The 22,378-nt window shown below is 73.0% G+C and carries 19 protein-coding genes; 4 read left to right on the forward strand and 15 right to left on the reverse strand.

The window, feature by feature from the left end; translation table 11 throughout:
• Positions 1–3: 3 nt before the first annotated feature.
• From ACZ5TL_RS20030 to ACZ5TL_RS20050, 5 genes are all read right to left on the reverse strand, one after another.
• A complete protein-coding gene (locus ACZ5TL_RS20030) occupies positions 4–1,278 on the reverse strand; it encodes a GNAT family N-acetyltransferase (protein ID WP_468591570.1) in 1,275 nt (424 codons plus the stop codon).
• Positions 1,279–1,399: 121 nt separating this feature from the next.
• Complete coding sequence (locus tag ACZ5TL_RS20035; RefSeq protein ID WP_468591299.1) at positions 1,400–2,962, reverse strand: alkaline phosphatase D family protein; 1,563 nt, start codon at positions 2,960–2,962, stop codon at positions 1,400–1,402.
• Between the two features lie 127 nt (positions 2,963–3,089).
• Entirely contained in the window at positions 3,090–4,529 is a 1,440-nt protein-coding gene (gene pdxR / locus ACZ5TL_RS20040) for a MocR-like pyridoxine biosynthesis transcription factor PdxR (protein WP_468591301.1), read from the reverse strand.
• Between the two features lie 68 nt (positions 4,530–4,597).
• Positions 4,598–5,428 carry an alpha/beta fold hydrolase gene (locus ACZ5TL_RS20045; protein WP_468591303.1) on the reverse strand — a complete coding sequence of 277 codons (831 nt, stop codon included), beginning with the start codon at positions 5,426–5,428 and terminating at the stop codon, positions 4,598–4,600.
• 106 nt (positions 5,429–5,534) lie between these two features.
• Positions 5,535–6,188: an NADPH-dependent F420 reductase gene (locus ACZ5TL_RS20050; protein WP_468591305.1), complete on the reverse strand. Its 654-nt coding sequence runs from the start codon at positions 6,186–6,188 to the stop codon at positions 5,535–5,537.
• Between the two features lie 492 nt (positions 6,189–6,680).
• Here ACZ5TL_RS20050 and ACZ5TL_RS20055 point away from each other — a divergent pair, with 492 nt between their 5' ends.
• Positions 6,681–7,442 carry a GntR family transcriptional regulator gene (locus ACZ5TL_RS20055; RefSeq protein WP_468591307.1) on the forward strand — a complete coding sequence of 254 codons (762 nt, stop codon included), beginning with the start codon at positions 6,681–6,683 and terminating at the stop codon, positions 7,440–7,442.
• Positions 7,443–7,749: 307 nt separating this feature from the next.
• Here the strand turns inward: ACZ5TL_RS20055 and ACZ5TL_RS20060 are convergent, their stop codons facing one another.
• The 3 genes from ACZ5TL_RS20060 to ACZ5TL_RS20070 form a co-directional block, all read right to left on the reverse strand.
• Positions 7,750–8,907 (reverse strand): ROK family transcriptional regulator, encoded by a 1,158-nt coding sequence (locus ACZ5TL_RS20060; RefSeq protein WP_468591309.1) that lies wholly within the window; start codon positions 8,905–8,907, stop codon positions 7,750–7,752.
• 101 nt (positions 8,908–9,008) lie between these two features.
• The gene (locus tag ACZ5TL_RS20065) at positions 9,009–9,671 is read right to left on the reverse strand and encodes a response regulator transcription factor (protein WP_468591310.1); all 663 of its coding nucleotides are present in this window, start codon (positions 9,669–9,671) and stop codon (positions 9,009–9,011) included.
• Positions 9,672–9,685: 14 nt separating this feature from the next.
• Complete coding sequence (locus ACZ5TL_RS20070; RefSeq protein WP_468591312.1) at positions 9,686–10,855, reverse strand: sensor histidine kinase; 1,170 nt, start codon at positions 10,853–10,855, stop codon at positions 9,686–9,688.
• A 107-nt stretch (positions 10,856–10,962) separates the two neighbouring features.
• Here ACZ5TL_RS20070 and ACZ5TL_RS20075 point away from each other — a divergent pair, with 107 nt between their 5' ends.
• Genes ACZ5TL_RS20075 through ACZ5TL_RS20085 form a run of 3 tightly spaced genes read left to right on the forward strand, consistent with a single transcriptional unit; the run spans position 10,963 to position 13,103 of the window.
• Complete coding sequence (locus ACZ5TL_RS20075; RefSeq protein ID WP_468591314.1) at positions 10,963–11,883, forward strand: ABC transporter ATP-binding protein; 921 nt, start codon at positions 10,963–10,965, stop codon at positions 11,881–11,883.
• Between the two features lie 2 nt (positions 11,884–11,885).
• Positions 11,886–12,614, forward strand: a complete 729-nt coding sequence (locus tag ACZ5TL_RS20080; protein ID WP_468591316.1) for an ABC transporter permease — start codon at positions 11,886–11,888, stop codon at positions 12,612–12,614.
• A 57-nt stretch (positions 12,615–12,671) separates the two neighbouring features.
• Complete coding sequence (locus tag ACZ5TL_RS20085) at positions 12,672–13,103, forward strand: hypothetical protein (protein ID WP_468591318.1); 432 nt, start codon at positions 12,672–12,674, stop codon at positions 13,101–13,103.
• A 37-nt stretch (positions 13,104–13,140) separates the two neighbouring features.
• Here the strand turns inward: ACZ5TL_RS20085 and mug are convergent, their stop codons facing one another.
• The 7 genes from mug to ACZ5TL_RS20120 all read right to left on the reverse strand — a co-directional run bounded on the left by mug (position 13,141) and on the right by ACZ5TL_RS20120 (position 22,377).
• Entirely contained in the window at positions 13,141–13,686 is a 546-nt protein-coding gene (gene mug / locus ACZ5TL_RS20090; protein ID WP_468591320.1) for a G/U mismatch-specific DNA glycosylase, read from the reverse strand.
• Between the two features lie 13 nt (positions 13,687–13,699).
• Positions 13,700–15,142 (reverse strand): adenylosuccinate lyase, encoded by a 1,443-nt coding sequence (gene purB, locus ACZ5TL_RS20095; protein WP_468591322.1) that lies wholly within the window; start codon positions 15,140–15,142, stop codon positions 13,700–13,702.
• A 147-nt stretch (positions 15,143–15,289) separates the two neighbouring features.
• Complete coding sequence (locus ACZ5TL_RS20100; RefSeq protein ID WP_468591324.1) at positions 15,290–16,069, reverse strand: SGNH/GDSL hydrolase family protein; 780 nt, start codon at positions 16,067–16,069, stop codon at positions 15,290–15,292.
• A 148-nt stretch (positions 16,070–16,217) separates the two neighbouring features.
• Positions 16,218–17,231, reverse strand: a complete 1,014-nt coding sequence (locus ACZ5TL_RS20105; RefSeq protein WP_468591326.1) for a hemolysin family protein — start codon at positions 17,229–17,231, stop codon at positions 16,218–16,220.
• On the reverse strand, positions 17,228–18,568 hold the full coding sequence (locus ACZ5TL_RS20110) for a hemolysin family protein (protein WP_468591328.1): 1,341 nt from the start codon (positions 18,566–18,568) through the stop codon (positions 17,228–17,230). Before ACZ5TL_RS20110 ends, ACZ5TL_RS20105 begins: the two co-directional genes overlap by 4 nt.
• A gap of 178 nt (positions 18,569–18,746) precedes the next feature.
• Positions 18,747–19,217, reverse strand: a complete 471-nt coding sequence (locus ACZ5TL_RS20115) for a GNAT family N-acetyltransferase (RefSeq protein ID WP_468591330.1) — start codon at positions 19,215–19,217, stop codon at positions 18,747–18,749.
• A gap of 592 nt (positions 19,218–19,809) precedes the next feature.
• On the reverse strand, positions 19,810–22,377 hold the full coding sequence (locus ACZ5TL_RS20120) for an ABC transporter permease (RefSeq protein WP_468591332.1): 2,568 nt from the start codon (positions 22,375–22,377) through the stop codon (positions 19,810–19,812).
• Position 22,378 lies beyond the last annotated feature (1 nt).

Below are 22,378 nucleotides of genomic sequence, written 5' to 3' on the forward strand. Positions count from 1 at the left end.
CCCCTACGGCGCGGAGGCGCTCCCGAACTCCTCCGCACCCGTCACGACGGCCTCACCCAGCCGCGCGGTGATCACCAGCGTCCCCTCCTCGACCTGGTAGTCGAGAGGAAGTCCCAGCCCCCGCATCGCCGCGACCATTCCCGTGTTGGACGCCTGCGTCACCGCGTACACACTCGAGCACCCCGCCTCGACGGCCAGGGCCACGAGCCGCGCCAGCAACTGCGCGCCCACGCCCCGTCGCTGCCACGCGTCCTCGACGATCAGCGCGACCTCCGTCTCGTCCCCGTCCCACAGGAGGTGACCGAGCCCGACGATCCGCCCGGAGGCCGTCTGCACGGCGAGGGTGCGGCCGTAGCGCGGACTCAGCAGGTGGCTGAGGTACCGGTCGGCGTCACCGACGGGCCCGTGATAGCGGAACTTCAGCGTGCGCTCCGAGCAGCGCTCGTGCATCGCCCTGGCCGCTTCCAGGTCGCGCGTGTCCGCCCGCCGCACGACGATGTCGCTGCCCTCGGCGAGCGTGAGCAGGTCCCGTCCGTGGGGGAGGCGCGGCCCGAGCCGGGCGTCCAGTTCCACCAGGGCCCTGGCCCGGGCGAACTCGGTCGGGGTGAACGGCAGGTACGGCCGCTCCACGGTGATCATTCCGCCTTCCGGGCCGCGCAGCCGCATCACCGTGTCGTCGAGGGCCCCTTCCACCGGCAGGCCCCCCGGCACCCGGTCGCCGCCGGCCGGCGCCGGATGGGAACGGATCGTGCACCGGCCCAGCAACTGGCGCAGCGTCAGCGGGAGTTCGGCCGAGTCCAGGGCGGTGCGGGCCGCGAGCCCGAGCACCCGGGTCGGCGCGTCCACCAGGTCGTGGGCGTCGGCCCGCTCGATCCAGGTGTCGTTACCGCCGGCCCACCGGACCGCCGTGCTGATCGCGGACGCCGGCAGATCGGCCGACGCCCGCAGCAGGAACTCGTCCACCGTGCCCTCGGCCAGCGGATGCGTCTGGAGGCTGAGGATGTCGACCCGGTGTACGGCCAGGGCGGTGCACAGGGCCGCCAGCGATCCCGGTTCGTCCTTCACCGTCGTCCGCATCCGCCACAGGGTGTTCGCCCCCGCACCCGCCCCCGCACCCGGCACCGGCTCCGGGGGCGGGGACTCGGTATCGCCCGTCGGCGGCGCGTGTTCGTGGCGTCGTGTTCGCCGGACGTGGAACGCCTCCGCGATCCGCTGCCACGGCGTGGCGGGGCGGGAGTCGTCTTTCCGGTACGGCACTTGAGTCACTTCTCGATTCATGTCTCGCTTCATGCACCCACTGTGACGGAACGGTGTTGCGCGATCGAGAACGGATTGTGACTGGCGGGTAAAGGTGGCAGTTTCCCCCCTTTGTCGACGCTTCAAACGTTGCGCTCCGTACCTACTGGCCGACCCGGCCCGGTTGGAGCACCTGGGTGAACAGCACCGTGCCGTCCTGCTCGCGCAGACGTACTGTCAGCTCGCCGCTGTGGCCGTCGATGACGACCTCGCCGAAGAACTGGTAGCCCCCGGCGGGCGAGACGTTGGCCGTCGTCGGCGCCTTCACGAACACGCGGTCCGGGCCGAAGGTGGCGTCGAGCGCGTTCGCCGGAAAGGCGCCGGCGTTGAGCGGGCCCGACACGAACTCCCAGAACGGCTCGAAGTCGGTGAAGGCCGCCCGCGACGGCTGGTAGTGCTGCGCCGAGGTGTGGTGCACATCGGCCGTCAGCCACACCGTGCCCGTGATCCGCCGGTGCTTGACGAACCGCAGCAGTTCGGCGATCTGCAGTTCACGGCCGAGTGGCGTGCCGGGATCGCCCTGCGCTACGGCCTCGATGTTCGCGGCGTCCGGGACGACCAGGCCGATCGGCATGTCGGAAGCGATCACCTTCCACACCGCCCGGGAGCGGGACAGCTCGCGCTTGAGCCACTCCAGCTGCTCGCGGCCGAGGATGCCCTGCGGGTCCACGGGCTGGTCGTCCGGGGAGTTGGCGTTTCGGTAGGTGCGCATGTCCAGGACGAAGACGTCCAGCAGCGGGCCGTGGCGCTGCACGCGGTGGACGCGGCCGCCGGGGCGGCGCAGTGTGGAGACCGGGAAGTACTCCGAGAAGGCCTGGCGGGCGCGGGCGGCGAGCACGTCGACGCGCTTCTCGGTGTACCGGCTGTCGGTGAGGATCTCCCCCGGGTACCAGTTGTTGGTGACCTCGTGGTCGTCCCACTGGACGATGGACGGGACCCGGGCGTTGAAGGCCCGCAGGTTCCCGTCCAGCAGGTTGTAGCGGAAGTTGCCGCGGAACTCCCCGAGCGTCTCGGCGACCTTCGCCTTCTCCTCGGTGGTGATGTTCCGCCAGGTCCGGCCGCCGGGCAGGGGCACGGTCCCGGCGATCGGACCGTCGGCGTAGATGGTGTCGCCGCTGCACAGGAAGAAGTCCGGGTCCAGGGCGCCCATCGCGTCATAGATGCGGTAGCCGCCGAACTCCGGGTTGATGCCCCAGCCCTGCCCGGCCAGGTCGCCGGACCAGACGAAGCGCACCCCGTCGCGGCGTTTCGCGGAGGCCGTGCGGAAGGTGCCGGTGACCGGCTCACCGGCGCGGCGCGGGTCGTCCGGGTCGGCCAGCAGCACGCGGTAGTGGATCTGCTCGCCGGACGGCAGTCCGCGCAGCCGGGTCGTGCCGGTGAAATCGGTGCCCGGGCCCAGCAGCGGGCCGTGCCATCTGCGCGGGTTGCGGAACGACTCGGTCGCCGACGTCTCGACGATCATCCGGGCCGGCCGGTCGGAGCGCACCCATACCAGCCCGGAGTCGCAGGTCACGTCTCCCGCCTGCACACCCCACTTCGCCGTAGGACGCCCGGACCGGGCGAGGGCCGGCGCCGCGCCGAGCGCGGTGGGCAGGGACAGGGCCGCCGACGCGGCGAGGGAACCGCGCAGGACGCCGCGGCGCCCGGGGAACGGACGGTGTGACATGGAGACGCCTCCAGGGACGGGATCCGGCCAGTGTGCAGAGCCACACCTACTGGCACGCCGCGGCGCCCACACGAACCCCAAGTGAACAACTGGCCGCGGGGTGAGGGAACCCGGCGGGCACGCCGGGTCACCCGGTGGCCGCCTCCGCCATCAGGCGGACGCCCTCGGCGATCCGGGCGGGCGGCACATGGGCGTAGCCCAGCACGAGCCGCACCTCCTTCGCCCCGGGGTCCTCGGCCCGCGGGTGCGAGTAGGACGACAGGGGGCGTACCGCCACCCCGGCCTGCGCGACGCGCCTGAGGAACCGCTCCTCGGGCCCGTACCGTCCCGGCAGTGTGGCGATCACGTGCAGCCCGGCCGCGATCCCGGACACCCGCGAGCCGGGGAAGTGCTCGTCCAGGGCGGCGACCAGCGCGTCACGCCGGTCACGGTAGGCCCGCTGGCAGCGGCGCAACTGGCGGTCGTAGTCGCCGCGTTCCAGGAAGCGGGCGAGCAGGGCCTGGTCGAGGGCCGGGTGGCCGAGGTCCATGGTGCGTTTGCGTTCGACGATCTCCTCCGCCCAGGACTCGGGCACCAGCAGCCAGCCCAGCCGCAACCCCGGGGCGAGGGACTTGCTCACCGACCCCGTGTAGGCCACATGGTCCGGGTCGAGGCCCTGGAGCGCGCCGACGGGGGCGCGGTCGTAGCGGAAGTCGCCGTCGTAGTCGTCCTCCAGGACGACGCCGTCCACGGACCGCGCCCAGTCGAGCAGGCCGGCGCGCCGTCGCGCCGAGTAGGCGATGCCGGTGGGGAACTGGTGGGCCGGTGTCGTCACCACGGCCCGTACGCCCGACGCCCGCAGCGCCTCCAGGGCGACTCCCTCCTCGTCCACGGGCAGCGGTACGGCGGTGACGCCGGCCGAGCCGTACAGCGCGTCGTGCTGGGGACTGCCGGGGTCCTCCACACCGACGGCGCGCACCCCGCGCGCGTGCAGCGCGAAACCGAGCAGGGCCGTCGCCTGGGCCACCCCGGAGACGACCACGACGCGCTCCGGGTCGGCCACCACGCCCCGCCGCCGGGTGAGCAGTTCGGCCAGCGCGGTGCGCAGCCGGGGCAACCCGCGCGGGTCGGGATATCCCAGCTCCTGGTGCGGCAGCTCCGCCAGCACCGCGCGCTGCGCGGCGGCCCACGCGGGGCGCGGGAACAGCGCCAGGTCCGGTGTCCCCGGCACGAAGTCCGCCCGGGAGCCGGGCGCACGCGGAGCGAGGTCGTGGGCCCGCGGCCGCGCGGCCCGCACGGCCGCGCCCACCCAGGTCCCGGCGCCCCGGCCGCTGCGCAGATACCCCTCCGCCGTCAACTGCTCGTAGGTCTCCGTGACCAGCCCGCGCGACACGCCCAGGTCCGCCGCGAGATCCCGGCTCGACGGCAGCCGGGTGCCCGGCGCGAGCCGGCCCGAGCGGACCGCCTCACGCAGCGCGGCCTGGAGGGAACGGCCGCGCGTGCGTGCCGGTGCCGAAGCGGCGGGGAGCAGCAGCTCCCAGGCGGCGGACGCGGCATCTCCGCCCGGATCGCTCTGCGTTGGCCTCATGAGGGGAGACCTTAGGGGTCCTTGGAGGCTGGAGCCGCCCTGGCTGGTCGTGGCCGGCTCCCCGCGGTTCAGCGGCTGCCGTCGAGCACCACCCGGGCCACCAGCGCGGGGTCGTCGTTCATCGGGACGTGGCCGCAGCCGGGCAGCCGTACCAGCCGGGCCTGGGGGATGACGCCCTTGGCCCGTACACCCTGGCGGGGGATGAGGATCCGGTCGCGGTTGCCCCAGGCCACGGTGACCGGCGTGCCCACGATGTCGTCGGTGAACCGCACGGTCCGGCCCGAGCGGAGCGTCTCGGAGAACCTCTGCGCCCGGGCCAGCGCGAGCGTCTCGGCGATCACGGCCTCGGGTGAACGGCGGCCCGGGCGGGCGTAGATGGTGCTCGTCAGCAGGGTGCGGCCGATCGCCGGGCGGGCCAGCCGTTCGACCAGCGGCAGCGGCATCCGCTGGGCGATCTGCCGCATCGTCATCAGCACGGCGAAGGCGTAGCGGCGCTCGGCCGCGCTCCAGAACCCGGCGGGGGACAGGGCGGTGACCGACCGGGCCAGCGAAGCCCGAGCCAGGTCCAGGGCCAGCAGACCGCCCAGCGAGTTGCCCGCCACGTGCGGTCGTTCGATCTCCAGTGCCTCGCACAGCGCCGCGAGGACGGCGTTCATCGTCGGCAGGTTGTGCGCCATGCCGTCCGGGAGCGCCGGTGACTCACCGCACCCGGGCAGGTCGACGGCGATCACATCGCGCTCGGCCGCGAGCGCGGGGAGTACCGGGTCCCACACCTGCCGGTGGTGGCCGATGCCGTGCAGCAGGAGCAGCGGCTCGCCGCTGCCCTCGCGGGTGTAGGACAGGGTCACGTTCTGCTCGCCCTGCGCGGTGGCGACTTTGAAGGAGACGGTGGCGGACATGGGTGCTCCTCGGCTGTACTCACTGACGGACGCTGTAGACAGCTTGTCAGCAATTGCTACCGGCGGGTAGCCCCAAGATGCCGGCACCTTCACGGGCGCGTGCCGCTCAGCGGGCCCTGCGCACCTCCAGGTTGAACTCCCCGTGCCCGAACTTCTGGAACAGGCCGCCCCACAGTGGCAGCCACATCTCCACGGCCCGGGACGCCCGGATGCCGCCCAGGTCGAGCACCCGGTCCGCCGGCCAGCCGAACTCCCCGAGCAGCGCCGTCACCTGCTCCTTGGCGCCCGGGTCGTCCCCGCAGACGAAGACGTCGTGCTGGCCCGGCACCCGCGCGGGCTCCACCATCACCCGGCAGTTGACGGTGTTGAGCGTCTTCACCACGCGCGCGTGCGGAAACGCCCGCTGGATCTGCTCGCCCACACTGTCCGACTCCACCGGCGACAGCCGCAGCTCGCCCTCCTCGAACGCCAGCGGGTTGGAGACGTCCACGAGGACCTTCCCGCCGAGGTGCCCCGCCCCCGCCGCCTCCAGCGCGGCGAGCGCCACCCGCCCGCCCACCGCGTTCACCACGACCTCACCGAACTCCGCCGCGTCCGCGAACGTCCCCGAGCCCGCCCTGGGGCCCGCGGCGGCGGCCCACTGCACCGCGGCGGCGTTGTCCCGCGTGCGCGAGCCGAGCCGCACCTCGTGCCCCAGTTCCACCAGCCGTCCGCCGAGCGTCCGCCCGACCTGGCCCGTACCCAGCACCGCGTACCGCATCGCCACCTCCGGGGAGCCGCGCCGCCGGAAACCGGCGCCTGAACGCCATTCTGTCCGGGACGGGGCGATCGCGCCTGGACAGGGCCGCAGCGGTGGGCCGGGGCGGAGCGGTGACCACCGAGACCGCGACCGACGTCGCCCGACGTCGCCGAGGTCTTCGAAGCGCACCGTCCCGTCCCGCTGGGCGTCGCCCCGTCCTGTCCGGGGACAACCCCGACTCCGTCTTCCAGCTCGACGACGCGGACGGCCGGATCCAGGCCGTCCACGTCGTTGCAAACCCGTCCCGGCAAACCCCGGCGAACTGCGGTCGCTGTCCGCCGCGCAGCCGGCACTCCTGGGCCTGCCGGGGCCCTGGGAAACGCCCCGTGAACGTTCCCGGCCATTGGTCTTGACCAAGGATCAGGGCCGTCCTATGGTCGCAGAGAAGTGCAACAACCTTTAATAAACAAGGGCGCTGAAAAGCCGCCGACCACGGCGATTGCGGAGGACAGGGTGGGGACCACGCAGCTGGAATCGGTGCCGGAACCGAAGTACTGGCATCTCAAGACCGTGCTCAGTCAGGCGCTCGACTCGGAGTTCTCGGTGGGGGAGATCCTCCCCAACGAGCGCGACCTCGCAGCACGCTTCGGCGTCGCCCGCGCCACGCTCCGCCAGGCCCTGGAGCAGCTCGAACTGGAAGGCAGGCTGCAGCGCCGCCGCGGTGTCGGTACGACCGTCGCGCCGCCCCGCGAGGGCGTCTCCCTCGGCACCGGCCCGCACACCTGGCCGGGCGGCCCCGAGGACGCCTGGCAGCTCGTCGACTGCACGGAGGCCGTGCCGTCTGCGGCCGTCGCCGAGGCGCTGGAGACCGGCCGGGAGGAGTCCGTGCACATCGTGCGCCGGTCCCGCGTCTCGCACGGGCGGCCCGTCGCCGCCGAACTGCTGTACGTCCCGGAGTCCTCGGTGCCCGACCGCTCCGACATCGACGCGCCGTCCGGAGCGGCGCGCGCGCGTGCGGTGCTGCGCGAGCTGCAGCGGCTGGAGCTGGAGCGGCAGGAGAACGCGGTGGAGCTCGGCTCTGCCGGGGCCGACGACGCGAAGGAGCTGGACCGGCTGCCCGGGGCTCCCGTGCTGGTGGTGACGACCCGGTTCGTCGCCGCGGGGCGCACGGCCGCGCTTTCGGTGGCGACGTATCGCGCTGACACGTGTCGGTTGACCTTCGGTGACGCGGGGGGCGTGGAAATCCACGCCGGGCCGCAGCGGCAGGCGTCCTGACGTCAGCGGTGCAGGGGGTGCGGTGCGTCGGGGGGCCGCGGGTGCGTGGCGGCCGGTCGTGCTGACGCGGTGGAGCCGCAGCGGTCACGAAACGGCCCCCGACCGTTAGGGCGTCGATCGGGGGGCGGGGGTGCGTTGCGGCTGGTCGCGTCCGCGGGGGTGGAGGCGCGGATCGGCAGGGTCCCGTGCCCGTGAGGGGGTCGGCGGCAGGGCGTTGATCGGTGGCTCGGGGGTGCGCTGCGGCTGGCCGCGCGCATGTGCGGTGGAGCCGCGGTTCGGCAGGGCCCCGTGCCCGCGGGGGGGGGCGTCAGCGGTGGGGTGCCGTAGGCGTCTCCACCGTGAAGAGCTGCTCCTCCACATGGTCCAGGGCGAGACGCAGGGCGCCTGTCGCCACTGCCGCGTCTCCCAGACGGGACAGGGTCACCTGCGGGGGCCGCAGGCAGTAGCGGGCCAGTTCGTGACGGAGGGGGTCCAGGACGCCGTCCAGACCCGCGGCCCAGCCGCCGATGACGACCAGTTCCGGGTCGAGGGCAAGGACCAGGGCCGCCACGTCGTGGACCAGGCGCTGGTTGAAGCGGTCGACAGCCGCGCGGGCCCGCTGGTCGCCCTCGCGGGCCTGCGCGAACACCTCGGCGACCGCCTGCTCGTCCAGGGGGTGGAGGGGTTCGTCCGTGGTGGACAGGAGCGTCTCGGGCGTCACCTCCCGGCCCAGCAGGTGCAGCGCGCCGATCTCCCCGGCCGCGCCGCCGTAGCCCCGGTGCAGCCGCCCCCCGATCAGCGAACCGGCGCCCGGGCTGAGCCCCGCCAGCACGAACACCACGTCGTCCGACTCGGCGGCCGCGCCCTTCCAGTGCTCGGCGACGGCGGCCGCGTTGGCGTCGTTCTCCACCAGGACCGGGCACTTGAAGGACCGGCCCAGCCGTTCGCCCAGCCGCAGCCCCGTCCACCCGGGCAGCGCGGTGCCCAGCCGCACCGTGCCGTCCGCCTCGACGATCCCGGGCGTCGCCACGCCCACGGCCCACAGTGAGCCGCGGGCGACACCGGCCCGCCGCAGCAGCTCGGCGACGGCACCCCGCAGCCGCTCCAGCCGCTCGTCGGCCCCGGCCGTCTCCGGCACGTCCTTGGCCTGGGAGCCGATCACCCGGCCGTCCAGGTCGGCCAGCAGCGCGGCCACCCGGCGCGCCCCGATCTCCAGTCCCAGCAGGTGCCCGGCCTCCGCCCGGAACCGGAACCGCCGCGCGGGCCGCCCCTGCCGTCGCGCGGCACCCTCCTCGGCCGCCTTCTCGACGACGAGCCCGGCCTCGATCAGCCCCTCGACGACGCCCTCGACGGTCGGCCGGGACAGCCCCGTCACCCGGGTGATCTCGGTCAGCGTCGCGCAGTCCGTGGCGCGCAGCGCGTGCAGCACCACCGCGGAGTTGATCCTGCGCAGCAGCGAGGGATCCCCGCCGGTCAGCCGCCCCACCGTCCGTCCTCCCAGGTCGTGCGCGTGTTGGCCGGATCGTACTTCGGCACGATGCACCCCGGCGAGGGGCAGGCGCCGGTCCCGGGGCAGGTCCCGGGGGATCAGCCCGGTGCCACGAACCCCGACTCGTACGCCGTGATCACCGCCTGTGTGCGGTCCCGCGCCCCGAGCTTCGCCAGCACCGCGCTGACATGCGACTTCACGGTCTCCGTCCCCACCACCAGCCGGGCGGCGATCTCCGCGTTCGACAGGCCGCGCGCCATCAGCCGCAGCACCTCGGCCTCGCGCTCGGTCAGCCGGGCCCGCTCCATCGCGGCCCGTGCCGCACGGTTCCCGCCGGTGTCGCCGTACTCGGCGGCGAGCTGCCGCACCGAGGCCGGGAACAGCAGCGACTCACCCTCGGCGATCAGCCGCACCGCGTGCACGATCTCGGCGGGCCGGGCCCTCTTCAGCAAGAACCCGTCGGCACCCGCGCGCAGTGCCTCGTAGACGTACTCGTCATTCTCGAAGGTCGTCACCACTAGGACCCGCGGCGGCTCGTCGACCGTCCGCAGCAGCGCCCGGGTGGCCTCGATACCGTCCAGCAGCGGCATCCGTACGTCCATGGCGACCACGTCCGGCCGCAGCTGTCGCACGAGCGGGATCACCGACGCCCCGTCCGCGGCCTCCCCGACGACCTCGATGTCGGGCTGCGCCTCCAGCACGGCTCGCAGACCCGCGCGTACCAGGGGTTCGTCGTCGACGAGGAGAACAGTGACCGGCATCGGATCAGCGTAGATCAACTCAGCGGTAGCTCGACATGGACCTGCCAGTCACCTTCGTCAGGGCCGGTCCGGGACCGCCCGCCGAGCAAGGCCGCGCGCTCGCGTATGCCGCGCAGGCCGCTGCCGCGCCCGGGGCCCGGCACCGGAGCCGTCAGGGGATTGCGTATCGAGAGAACGAGGGTGCCGTCGGCGACCTGGACGCGTACGTGCGCCGGGACCGTCCCCGCGTGCCGCAGCACGTTGGTCAGGGCTTCCTGGAGGATCCGGTATCCCTCCCGGGACACCGGCCGGGGCACGGTGTCCACCGGGCCCGTCACCTCGGCGTCGACCTTCGCACCGGAGGCACGTGCGGACTCCAGCAACCGGTCGGCGTCCGCCAGCGTCGGCCTGCCGCTCACCGGTTTCTCCGACTCGCGCAGGACACCCAGTACGCGCTCCAGGTCCTCCAGGGCGGCCCGGCCGGTCTCTTCGATGGCGCCCAGCGCCCGGTCCGTGAACTCCGCGTCACCGGCCGCCCGAGCCGCCCCGGCCTGCACCACGGCGACCGTGAGCGCATGCCCGATGGAGTCGTGCAACTCGCGGGCGATCCGCGTGCGTTCCAGCAACTGGTCGGTGCGCGCCTCCAGTGCCGCCATCCGCTCGGCGGGCGAAGGCCCGAGAAGCCGTTCGGCCAGCGCGGTGATGCAGTGGCCCGACCACACCACGACCACGGGGAGCAGAATCAATGGCGCGGGTGCCGCCACGGCGTGCCACCAGCGGTTCTCCTCGACGGTCACGAATCCGTCAGCGAAGGGTCCAAGACCGAGCCCCGTCGTCAGCAGGTCGACCGCGAAAAGGGGCAACTGAACGGAGAGATGGGCCACGACCCAGCCGAAGACGAGCCGCGTCTCCAGCCACACCACCGTCCGCCCGCGGTCCCCCCACGTGACCGACGGGGTGGTCACGATCTCCGCGCTCTCACCCTCCTGCCGGTGGTCGGTCAGCAGCAGCCTGGCCTGAAACCCCTCCACCACGCGTGTCAGGGGCACGAGGCCCGCGAGTCCGAGCAACAGGGCGGCCGTGACCTGGGTCCACCACGCCTCGTCGATGAAAATCCACAACGACGACCACACGATGCCCACCATCAGGTGCAGCCATCGTTTGTACGTCACCGCCCGCGTGAGCGGGCGCAGCATGCGGACCATTGCGCCATCGTGGCAGCCGTCACCGGCAACGAGCCTCCCCCGGGCGGGGGAGAGGATCTCCACCGCCGGGGGAGGCCCCGCCCCAGATGAACGGTCAGGCTGCTGCCATGACCAGCATCGAAGTCCAGAACCTCACCAAGGAGTACGGCGGTAAACGAGCCGTGGACTGCCTCACCTTCCGGGTGCTGCCCGGCCGCGTCACTGGCTTCCTCGGCCCCAACGGCGCCGGCAAGTCCACCACCATGCGACTGGTGCTGGGCCTCGACCGGCCGACCACCGGTTCCGCCACGGTCGGCGGCCGCGCCTACCCGGCCCTGCGCGAACCCCTGCGGCACGTCGGCGCTCTGCTCGACGCACAGGCCGCGCACGGCTCCCGCAGCGCTCGCGACCACCTCCGTGTCCTGGCGGTGAGCAACCGCATCCCGGACCGCCGGGTCGACGAGGTACTGGAGGAGACGGGCCTGGCGTCGGTGGCCCGGCGCCGGGTGCGGACGTACTCCCTGGGCATGCGCCAGCGCTTGGGCATCGCCGCCGCCCTGCTGGGCGACCCCGAGGTGGTCATGCTGGACGAGCCGTCCAACGGGCTCGACCCCGAAGGCATCGTGTGGATCCGGCAGCTGCTGCGCCGGCTCGCGGGGGAGGGACGCACGGTCCTGGTCTCCAGCCACCTGATGAACGAGACCGCGTCCTTCGCGGACCACCTCGTCGTCCTCGGCCGGGGGCGACTGCTGGCCGACACCCCGATGCGGGAGTTCATCCACGCACGCGTGCGGCCCCGGGTACGTGTCCGCACGAGCGATCCCGTTGCGCTGAGGAGCGCGCTCGCGGAGCACGGCCACGAGGCCGTGGAACACGTGGACGGGCACTGGACCGTGGACCACGCACGCGTGGACGACATCGGCCGCCTCACCTCCCACGCGGGCGTGCCGGTCCTGGAACTCGCGGCCGAGGAGGGCACGTTGGAACAGGCCTATTTCGACCTCACCTCGGCTGAAGCCGAGTTCACCGCGCAGCCACAGGAGGCCTGACCATGCAGCTCACGCCCGTCGTCCGCTCCGAGTGGCTGAAGATCCGCACACTGCGATCGCTCCCCGGAGCGTTGCTCGCCCTGTTCGCCGCGACCACGGCGTTCTCGGCGATCGCCGGTGTCTCCGGCACGTCGGACCCGGGGTTCGATCCGCTGTTCACGGCGCTGTCCGGCGTCGTACCGGGCCAGATCGCGGCCGTCTCCTTCGGGGCCATGGCAGTGTCGTCCGAGTTCCGGTCGGGAGCGCTGCGGCTCTCGCTCGCCGCGGTTCCGCGGCGCGGCCGGTGGTTCGCGGCCAAGGCTGCCGTCATCGCCGCACCGACCCTGCTGGTGGGGTGGGTGACCGCCCTGGCCGCGCTGCTCGTCGCCCGGGCGGGGCTCGGATCGGCGGCCGCCGGACTCGGCACCGGAGAGCAGGTGCGCGGAGTCATGGGCTGCGGCGTCTACCTCATGCTGATGGCCCTGCTCGCCGCCGGGCTCACCGCCCTGCTGCGCAGTGGCACGGCCGCACTGTCCCTGCTGATCCCGTTCATCCTGGTCGTGTCGTTCGTCATCGGCGACGCCACGGGCACGGTCGCCGACTTCCTGCCCGACAAGGCGGGGCAGTCGGTCCTGAGGCAGAGCGGCGACGGATCGTCCCTCGGCCCATGGACGGGGCTCGCGGCGAGCGCGCTCTGGGCGGTGGCAGCCCTGCTGGTGGGAGTGTGGAGCCTGCGCCGCCGGGACGCCTGACCGATAACAGGGGTGATGCCCCGCCAAGTGTCAGTGGGGGCGGGTTTACTGGACCTCATGAACATCGCGCAGCACATCGCCCTCGTCGACGAGCTGTGCTTCCGCCCCTTTCCGGCGGAGCACGGCCCGTCGGATGTCGGCACCTCGGGCCCCGGCTACCACATCGCGGTGTTAGAGAGCGCGGCAGACAGCGACCCCGCGACCCGGGCGCTGACGACCGACCAGTTCGAGAAGGGCCGGGACGCCGTCTACGAACTCCTCGCCTCGCGCTGGGGCGACACGGACCCCTACAACCTGCAGACCGTCCAGCTGCGCGCCGAGTGGGAGGAGACACCCCGGCCCTGGGCCGAGTTGAGCGCCTGGGCCGATGTGGCGTACGTGTGGCAGGTGGGAGGCACCGGCCGCTGGGTTGCCGTGGCGGTCGCGGCCCGGGACCCGGCGGACGACGTCCAGCTCCTGGCCGTGGTCACGGAGACGGCCCCGCCGTGAGCGAGTCCCCCGCGGCAAGGGAGACGACCGTCCCCGGTCAGTCCTCCGCCGCCTCCCGCAGCCTCCGGAACTCCTCCGCCATGGTCCCGGCGGTCCAGTGCGCGTTCAGCCCGCTCGGGTTGGGCAGCACCCACACGCGCGCCTCCCCGATCATCCGCGCCTGCGGCCCCACCTGAGCCCTCCGGTCGTCGAACGCGGCGCGGTACGCGGTCACTCCCACCACGGCCAGCCAGCCCGGCCGCAGCCGCCCCACCTTCCGGGCAAGCAGCCGCCCGCCCTCCCGGTACTCCTCGGCGCTCAGCTCGTCGGCCCGGGCACTCGGCCGCGCCACCACGTTGGTGATGCCGAGCCCGTACGACAGCAACTCCTGCTGCTCGGACGGCTTCAGCAGCCGCGGTGTGAACCCGGACCGGTGCAGCACGGGCCAGAAGCGGTTGCCCGGACGGGCGAAGTGATGGCCCGTCGCGGCCGTCATCAGACCGGGATTTATCCCGCAGAACAGCACCCGAAGACCATCCGCGACGACGTCCGGCACGACGCGGTCGCGGGCGGCCTCAAGCTCCTCGGGCGTGAAACGGGGCATCGTGTGCGGCGCGTCAGAGGATCGCGCCGGGCGTGTAGCCCGCTGCCTGGGGGTGCTGCTTCACGATCTCATCGACCCGGGCGACCACGGCGGCCACCTGGTCGCCCGCGGCGCCCGTGAAGGACAGCTTGTCGGCCATCAGCGCGTCCAGCTGGGCGCGGTCCAGGGGAATGCGCTCGTCGGCGGCCAGCTTGTCGAGCAGCTCGTTGCGCTCGGCGCCCTGCTCACGCATCGCGAGCGCGGAGGCGACGGCGTTCTCCTTGATCGCCTCGTGCGCGAGCTCCCGGCCCACACCCGCGCGCACGGCGCCCATCAGGACCTTGGTGGTGGCGAGGAACGGCAGATAGCGGTCCAGCTCACGGGCCACGACCGCCGGGAACGCGCCGAACTCGTCGAGCACTGTCAGGAACGTCTCCAGCAGACCGTCGAGCGCGAAGAACGCGTCCGGCAGCGCGACCCGGCGCACCACCGAGCAGGACACGTCGCCCTCGTTCCACTGGTCGCCCGCCAGCTCGCCGGTCATCGACGCGTAGCCGCGCAGGATGACCATGAGGCCGTTGACGCGCTCGCAGGAGCGGGTGTTCATCTTGTGCGGCATCGCCGAGGAGCCGACCTGGCCGGGCTTGAAGCCCTCGGTGACCAGCTCGTGCCCGGCCATCAGCCGGACCGTCTTCGCCAGCGACGACGGGGCCGCCGCCAGCTGCACCAGCGTCGTCACGACCTCGTAGTCGAGCGAGCGCGGGTAGACCTGGCCGACCGAGGTGAACGCCTGGGAGAAGCCCAGGTGCGTGGCGATCCGCTGCTCCAGGTCCGCGAGCTTCGTGGCGTCCCCGCCCAGCAGGTCCAGCATGTCCTGCGCGGTGCCGACCGGGCCCTTGACGCCGCGCAGCGGGTAGCGGCCCAGCAGCTCCTCGACACGGCCGTAGGCGACGAGCAGCTCGTCGGCGGCGGTCGCGAAGCGCTTGCCGAGGGTGGTGGCCTGAGCGGCGACGTTGTGCGAGCGGCCGGCCATGACCAGCTCGCCGTACTCGCCGGCCAGCTTGCCCAGGCGGGCCAGGACCGCCACCGTGCGGTCGCGCATCAGCTCCAGGGAGAGCCGGATCTGCAGCTGCTCGACGTTCTCGGTGAGGTCGCGGGAGGTCATGCCCTTGTGCACGTGCTCATGCCCGGCGAGGTCGTTGAACTCCTCGATCCGCGCCTTCACGTCGTGCCGCGTGACCTTCTCGCGCTCGGCGATGGAGGCCAGGTCGACGGTGTCGAGCACCCGCTCGTAGTCGGCGAGCGCCGCGTCCGGCACCTCGATCCCGAGGTCCTTCTGGGCGCGCAGCACGGCGAGCCAGAGCTGCCGCTCCAGCCTCACCTTCTGCTCGGGCGACCAGAGCGTGGCGAGCTCGGCGGAGGCGTAGCGTCCGGCGAGGACGTTCGGGATGCGGGGCTTGGCGGGAGCGGAAGTCACGTGCACGGATTCTACTGGCGATTCGTGCAGGCCAGCGCCGCGGGTACCTTCGTCGGAACCTACAAGAGCGGCTCGGCTGGTCCGGCCGGGGTCGCAGGGGGTGGACCGGACCCGGGGCCGGTCACCCGCGGCGCCCGCGGGAACCGCCTATACCCGGTCCTCGTACGGCAGCAGCTCCGGCCGCTTCGGCGGCAGGCCGTCGCCCGAGGAGCGGCCCGTCAGGCGGCGGGCTATCCACGGCAGCAGGTGCTGCCGGGCGAACCGCACGTCCGCCGCCCGCCGCATGACCCAGCCCGGCGGCAGCGTCGCCGGGATCGGCGTGTGCCACTCGGCGTCCTCGGGGGCGTAGCCGAGTGCCTGCCACACGGCCTCCGCGACCCGGCGGTGCCCCTCGGCCGCCAGGTGCAGCCGGTCCACGTCCCACAGTCGCGGGTCGCGGAGCGACGGCGCGCCGTACAGGTCGACGACGATCGCGCCGTGCCGCGCGGCCAGCTCGTCGACGCAGGCGAACAGCTCCTCCATGCGCGGCCGGAACCGCTCCAGGACGGGGCCCTGCCGGCCCGGGCTGCGCATCAGGACGAGCTGGCGGCACGAGGGGGCCAGCTTCTCCACTGCCTCCTCCAGGAGCCCGCGCACCCGGCCCATGTCGCACTTGGGACGCAGCGTGTCGTTGAGGCCGCCGACCAGGGTGATGACGTCGGCCCCCATGGCCGCCGCCACGTCCACCTGCTCGTCGACGATCTGCCGGATCAGTTTGCCGCGCACCGCGAGGTTGGCGTACCGGAATCCGGGCGTACGGGCCGCCATCCGCGCGGCGAGCAGGTCCGCCCAGCCCCGGTAGGTGCCGTCGGGCAACAGGTCCGACATGCCCTCGGTGAAGGAGTCGCCGACCGCGACCAGGCTGCTGTAGGTGGGGTTCGTCTGCATGGCGACGAACATGGTATCCCGTGCACATACCCAGCAGTCGGTCGGCTTGTGGAGCCCGGGCCGCTCACCCGTCGGCAGCCGGCCGGCCTCCGGGTTCCGGGCCTCTCACATGCCGGGAGCCGGCCGTCCGCGCATGCCGGTCACCGCCTCATGCCCGCTGCCCGAACAGCTCCCGCAGCACGTCCTCCATCGTCACCAGCCCGGCCAGCCGCCCGTCCGTCCCGAGGACGGCCGCGACGTGCGTACGGCTGCCGCGCATCGCCGTGAGGACGTCGTCCAGCGGTGTGTGCTCCCGCACGCGTGCGATCGCCCGCATGTCCCGCAGCCGGAACGGCGCATCCCGCGCGAGGGCCTCCAGGGCGTCCTTCACGTGCAGATAGCCCACGATCCGGCGCCCCTCGTCCACCACCGGGAAGCGGGAGAACCCGGTCTCCGCCGACAGCCGCTCCAGCTCCCCCGGGGTGACGCCCACGCTCGCGTACACCACGCGTTCCAGCGGAAGCACCACGTCGCGCACCGGGCGGCGGCCCAGTTCCAGCGCGTCGCGCAGCCGCTCCTGGGCCCGGTCGTCGATGAGGCCCGCCTCGCTGGAGTCCTTCACGATCCGCGCTATCTCGGCGTCCGAGTAGGAGGCGGCGACCTCCTCCCGGGCCTCCACGCGCAGCAGCTTCAGCAGCGTGTTGGCGAACGCGTTCACCGTGAAGATCACCGGCCGCAGCGCCCGGGACAGCGCCACCAGGGGCGGACCGAGAGCCAGCGCGCTGCGCACCGGCTCGGCGAGCGCGATGTTCTTCGGCACCATCTCGCCGAGCAGCATGTGCAGATAGGTCGCCAGAGCCAGCGCGATCACGAAGGACACCGCGTGCCCCGGGCCCTCGGGCACGCCCGCCGCGTGGAACGCCGGCTCCAGCAGGTGCGCGATCGCCGGCTCGGCGACCACACCCAGCACCAGCGTGCTCAGCGTGATGCCCAGCTGCGCGGCCGCCATCAGCGCGGACACGTGCTCCAGCCCCCACAGCACGCTCTTGGCCCGCCGGACGCCCTGGTCGGCGTAGGGCTCGATCTGGCTGCGGCGTACGGAGATCAGCGCGAACTCGGCGCCGACGAAGAAGGCGTTGACGACGATCATCGCCAGGCCGATCAGCAGCTGGACGGCGGTCACAGCTCCACCCCCTTCTGCTCGGGCTTCTCGGCGGACAGGGGCGCGCGCAGCCGGACGCGGGACGCCCGGCGGCCGGTGGCGTCCAGGACCTCCACCCGCCAGCCCGCGACCTCGAGGGTGTCACCGGCGGCCGGTATCCGGCCGAGCGTGGTCGCCACCAGCCCGGCGAGCGTCTCGTACGGCCCCTCGGGCGCCCGCAGCCCGACGCGCTCCAGGTGGTCGACGCGCGCGGAGCCGTCGGCCGAGTACAGCGCGTGGCCGTTCTCGTCCGTGCCGGCCGGCGCGAGGTCCGGCAGTTCGTGCGGGTCGTGCTCGTCGCGGACCTCGCCGACGACCTCCTCGACGATGTCCTCCAGCGTGGCCACGCCCGCCGTGCCGCCGTACTCGTCGATCACGACGGCCATCGTGCGCTTGCCGGAGAGCCGGTCCAGGAGGCGGTCGACGGTCAGCGACTCGGGGACCAGCAGCGGCTCGCGCATCAGCTCGGAGACGAAGATCCGCGTCCGGCGCTCCGCCGGCACCGTCAGTACGTCCTTCACGTGCGCGGTCCCCACGACCGAGTCGAGCGTGCCGCGGTAGACGGGGAACCGGGACAGCCCGGTCGCCCGCGTCGCGTTCGCCACGTCCTCCAGGGTCGCCTGCACCTCCAGCGCGACGACCTGCACACGGGGCGTCATCACGTTCTCCGCGGTCAGGTCGACCAGGTTCAGGGTCCGCACGAACAGCTCGGCGGTGTCGGGCTCCAGGGCGCCCTCCCTGGCGGAGTGCCGGGCGAGCGCCGCCAGCTCCTGCGGTCCGCGCGCCGAGGCCAGCTCCTCGGCGGGCTCCAGACCGATGCGGCGCACGATCCGGTTCGCCGTGTTGTTGAGGTGCGTGATGAACGGCCGGAACGCGGTGCTGAACCAGCGCTGCGCGTTGCCCACCGTCTTGGCCACGGCCAGCGGCGAGGAGATCGCCCAGTTCTTCGGTACCAGCTCCCCGACGACCATCAGGAACACCGTCGACAGAGCGGTGCCGATCACCAGCGCCAGGCTGCGCGACGCCGAGCGCGAGATGCCGAGGTCCTCCATCGGCCCGGCGATCAGCGCGGCGATCGACGGCTCGGCGAGCATGCCGATCACCAGGTTCGTGACGGTGATGCCCAGCTGCGCCCCGGAGAGCTGGAACGTCAGGTTCCGTACGGCCTTCAGCGCACCCTGCGCGCCCCGCTCGCCGCGCTCCACCGCCTGCTCCAGCTCGGCGCGCTCGACCGTCGTGAGGGAGAACTCGGCCGCCACGAAGGCGCCGCAGGTCAGCGAGAGCAGGATCGCCGCCAGCAGGAAGAGCACCTCGGTCATCGCTTCACCCCCGTTCCATGGTTCTCCAGAACGGCGCGGGACGCGCGGTGTCGCGCACGGGGCGGCTCGCCCATGGGCGAACGTTCACAACCTTTCATGCAGAACCGAGTGGCCAGTCAAGAGCAAAGGATGGGCAAAGTCCTCTTCGGGATCGAGAGCACCGCGTCCCAGGCCGAGATCACCGCGGGACGTCCGGGTCCCGGGGATCAGCGAGTGGCGGCGCCTGGTCGGTGAGGGGCTTGACCCAGCGTCGCCAGTGGCCCTCGCGATGGTAGCCAGCGGCAGCCCAGGTGTGGTGGGCCTGTTCGTTGGCTTCAAGGACCATGGCGTCGACACGTCGGCCGCCGAGGGTGGAGAAGCGTTGTTCTGCGGCTTCCAGCAGGGCGGTGGCGATGCCCTGCCGTCGGTGGTCGGGGTGTACGGCCAGTCGGTAGGCGGAGCATCGCCATCCGTCGAAGCCGGCTATGACGGTGCCGGCGAGGATGCCGTCGCGCTCGGCGAGGAGCAGGGCTTCGGGGTCTCGTGTGATGAGACGGGCCACTCCGTCGTGGTCGTCGCTGATGCTCGTTCCTTCCGCGGCTTCGCGCCACAACCGCAGCACGGTGTCGATGTCCGAGAGGGTGGCGCAGCGGATGCGAAGATCACTCATGGAGGTGAGCCAAGCAGAGCGCCGGTCTGCCTGGCGAACGGATTCCGCGCCGAGGGTGGACATCGCGGGCCGCTCACCGTCACCGGCAGGAGCGGCAGCCCCTGATGGTCCCGCCGATCACCTGCGTCCTTCGGCTACTCGTCGGCGGCTTCGTCTCCCTGTTCGGCCGCAGCGGCGCCGGCAGCAATCCCACGCAGTGGGCATCAGCTGCACTTGCCGGGTGAACGTCGCCTGGTCGAACCTCCGCTCAGCCAGGTCCTCCGGGCGGTCAGCCAGTACGGCGCTCCGGCGCCACCCCACATCATGTCCGCGGCGCCCTCGCTGCCGAACGGGGGGCGGAAGCAGCCAGCCGCCCGCCTCCTCGGACAGCGGTGGGTCAGCCCGGGAACGCTGGAGGTCGGTCACCGCACCTCGTCGCTCTGGTCCGCGCCGCCCGCTTCGCAACGGTCACCTCGCCGAACACCCCGAGGTCACGGCGGCTCAGCCAACCGGCCCCGGCGGACGCCGGTTCGAGCGGATGGCTCCCGAGGGGAACGGGCGCGCGGCATGACCGCACCTCACAGGAAAGCCACTTGAGTGTGCCCCGGTTCCCTCACTCGTGCGCGATGGCCGCCAGTACGTTCATGCGTGAGGCGCGCAGCGCCGGCAGCAGTGCCGCCACCACCCCGACCACCGCCGAGCCGACCACCACCGCGACGACCGTGAACCACGGGATCGCGAGGGCAGTCATGCCCTGGAGGGCCAGCACCTCATGGGTGCACACGCCCCACACCAGCCCCAGCGCGAGCCCCAGGACGGCCCCGAACACCGCGATGACCACCGACTCCAGCCGGATCATCCGCCGCAGTTGACGCCGGGCCAGTCCGATCGCCCGCAGCAGCCCGATCTCCCGGGTGCGCTCGACGACCGACAGGGCGAGGGTGTTGACCACGCCGAGCACCGCGATGATGATCGCCAGTCCCAGCAGCGCGTACACGAGGTACAGCAGGACGGCGATCTGCTCCCGGACCAGCTGCTTGTAGTCGGCCAGGTCCCGCACCTGCACCTGCGGGTAGGGGGCCAGGGCCTTCTCCAGGTTCGCGCGCAGATCGTCGTCGCTCGTGCCGGGAGCGGCGTTGACGTACAGCGCGGAGTCCTGCCCGCCGGGCGCGTACCGCTCCAGGGTGCCGAGGCCGAAGTAGAGACCGCCCTGTGTCCCGAACCCCTCGGCGGAGTCCTGGTCGGTGAGGGCGCCGACCGTCAGCTCGGCCGAGCGTCCGCCCGGGAACTCCACCGGGAGGGTGCTGCCCACCCGCACGCCGTGGTCGCGTGCGAAGTCCCGGTCCATGGCGAGGTGCCCGGGCGCGAGCGCGGCCGCGGAGTCCCCTCGCGCGTAGGTGATGTTGGCGACCTCGTCGAGCCGCGGATCGTAGCCCGCGGCGGTCGTCTCCACGCGGTCGCCGCCCGGCAGGCGCACCGCGACCGGCGTGAACCGTCCGCGCACGATCAGGCCAACGCCCTCGGTGCCGCGCACCTCGTCGGTGACCTCCTCCGGGAACGGCAGGAAGTTGGCGTTCTGGACGACGTAGTCGGCGCCCAGCGTCCTGTCGATCTGCTGGTCGAACGACGCGGTCATCGACTCGCTCGCCACCGACATCCCGCCGACCAGGGCGAGCCCCACCATCAGGGCGGCGGCGGTGGCCCCGGTCCGCCGGGGGTTGCGCAGCGCGTTGCGCTGGCTCATCCGGCCGACCGGCCCGAACAGCGCCGGGAAGGCCCCGCCGAGCACGCGGATCACCGGGCGCACCAGCAGCGGACCGGCGATCACCGTCGCGATCAGGGTCAGCACCACACCGAGGCCCAGCAGGGACGCCGCCGCCGACGTCCGCTCCGACACCACGCACCCCACGAGCGCCGCCGCACCGGCCACCCCGACGATCGCACCCGCGACCGCGCGCACCCGCAGCGGCCGGCCCACCCCCGCGACCTCGGCGTCGGAGAGCGCGGCCATCGGCGAGACCCCCGCGGCCCGCCGCGCCGGGAGGTACGCGGCGACGAACGTGACCCCGAGACCGACGACGTACGCCGCTACGGGCGTCACCCAGCCGATCGCCATCTCGCCGGCGTCGATGTTCATGCCGACCAGGCCCATCAGCTCGATCAGCCCGGCCGCCAGCCCGATGCCCACGGCCAGTCCCAGCGTGGAGCCGACCAGGCCGAGCAGCAGGGCTTCGGTGAGCACCGAGCGGCGGACCTGGCGTCGGTCGGCGCCGAGCGCGCGCAGCAGGCCCAGCTCGCGGGTGCGCTGCGCGATGAGCATGGAGAAGGTGTTGACGATCAGGAACACGCCGACCAGCACTGCGACCCCGGCGAAGCCGAGCATCACGTACTTGATGACGTCGAGGAAGCCGCCGAGTTGCTCGACGTCCGACTTGGCCTGCTCATCGGCCGTCCTGAAGTCGTAGGCGTGCGCACCGAGCGCGCCGGCCACGCGCTGCTTGAGCCGCTCGTCGCCGACGCCCTCCGCCGCGTCGACGGAGATGCTGGTGGCCGCCCGCGGGTCGCCCAGCAGTTTCGTCCGCGCGGTGGGGGCGTCGAGGTAGATCCGGGCGGCGCCGGGGTTGGTGGTGGTGAACGTGACGATGCCGGCGACCCGGACCTGGAACGACCCGGGCGGCGCGATCACGGTGAGCGTGTCGCCGATGTGCACGTCCTCGCGGTCGGCGGTCTCCGAGTCGAGCAGCGCCTCGGCGGGGCCGCGCGGGGCGTGGCCGGAGGTCAGCTCCACGGGGCTGCGCTCGTGGGGCTTCCAGGCGTAGCCGAGCGTGGGTGCCCCGGTGGTCGGGCTCACCGGCTCGTTGTTCCCGCCGGTGACCGTGAGGCCGCCCACCTCCACCTCGGCGCGGGCCGCGGCGACCCCCTCGACCTGCCGGACGCGGGCGGCGAGCGCGGCCGGCAGGGTGGCCGTCCGGCCCGAGGGCACGGCCTCGTCGAGGTCCTCCTTCGGGCTGACCGTGACATCGGCCGCGGTGGTGGCGAACAACCGGTCGAACGTACGGCTGACCGTGTCCGAGAAGATCAGGCTGCCCGTGACGAACGCGACGGACAGCAGGACGGCGAGTGCCGAGAGCAGCAGCCGCCCCTTGTGCGCCAGGAAGCTTCTCAGGGTCGCCTTGAGCACG

The organism is Streptomyces sp. NPDC033136 (assembly GCF_055578235.1).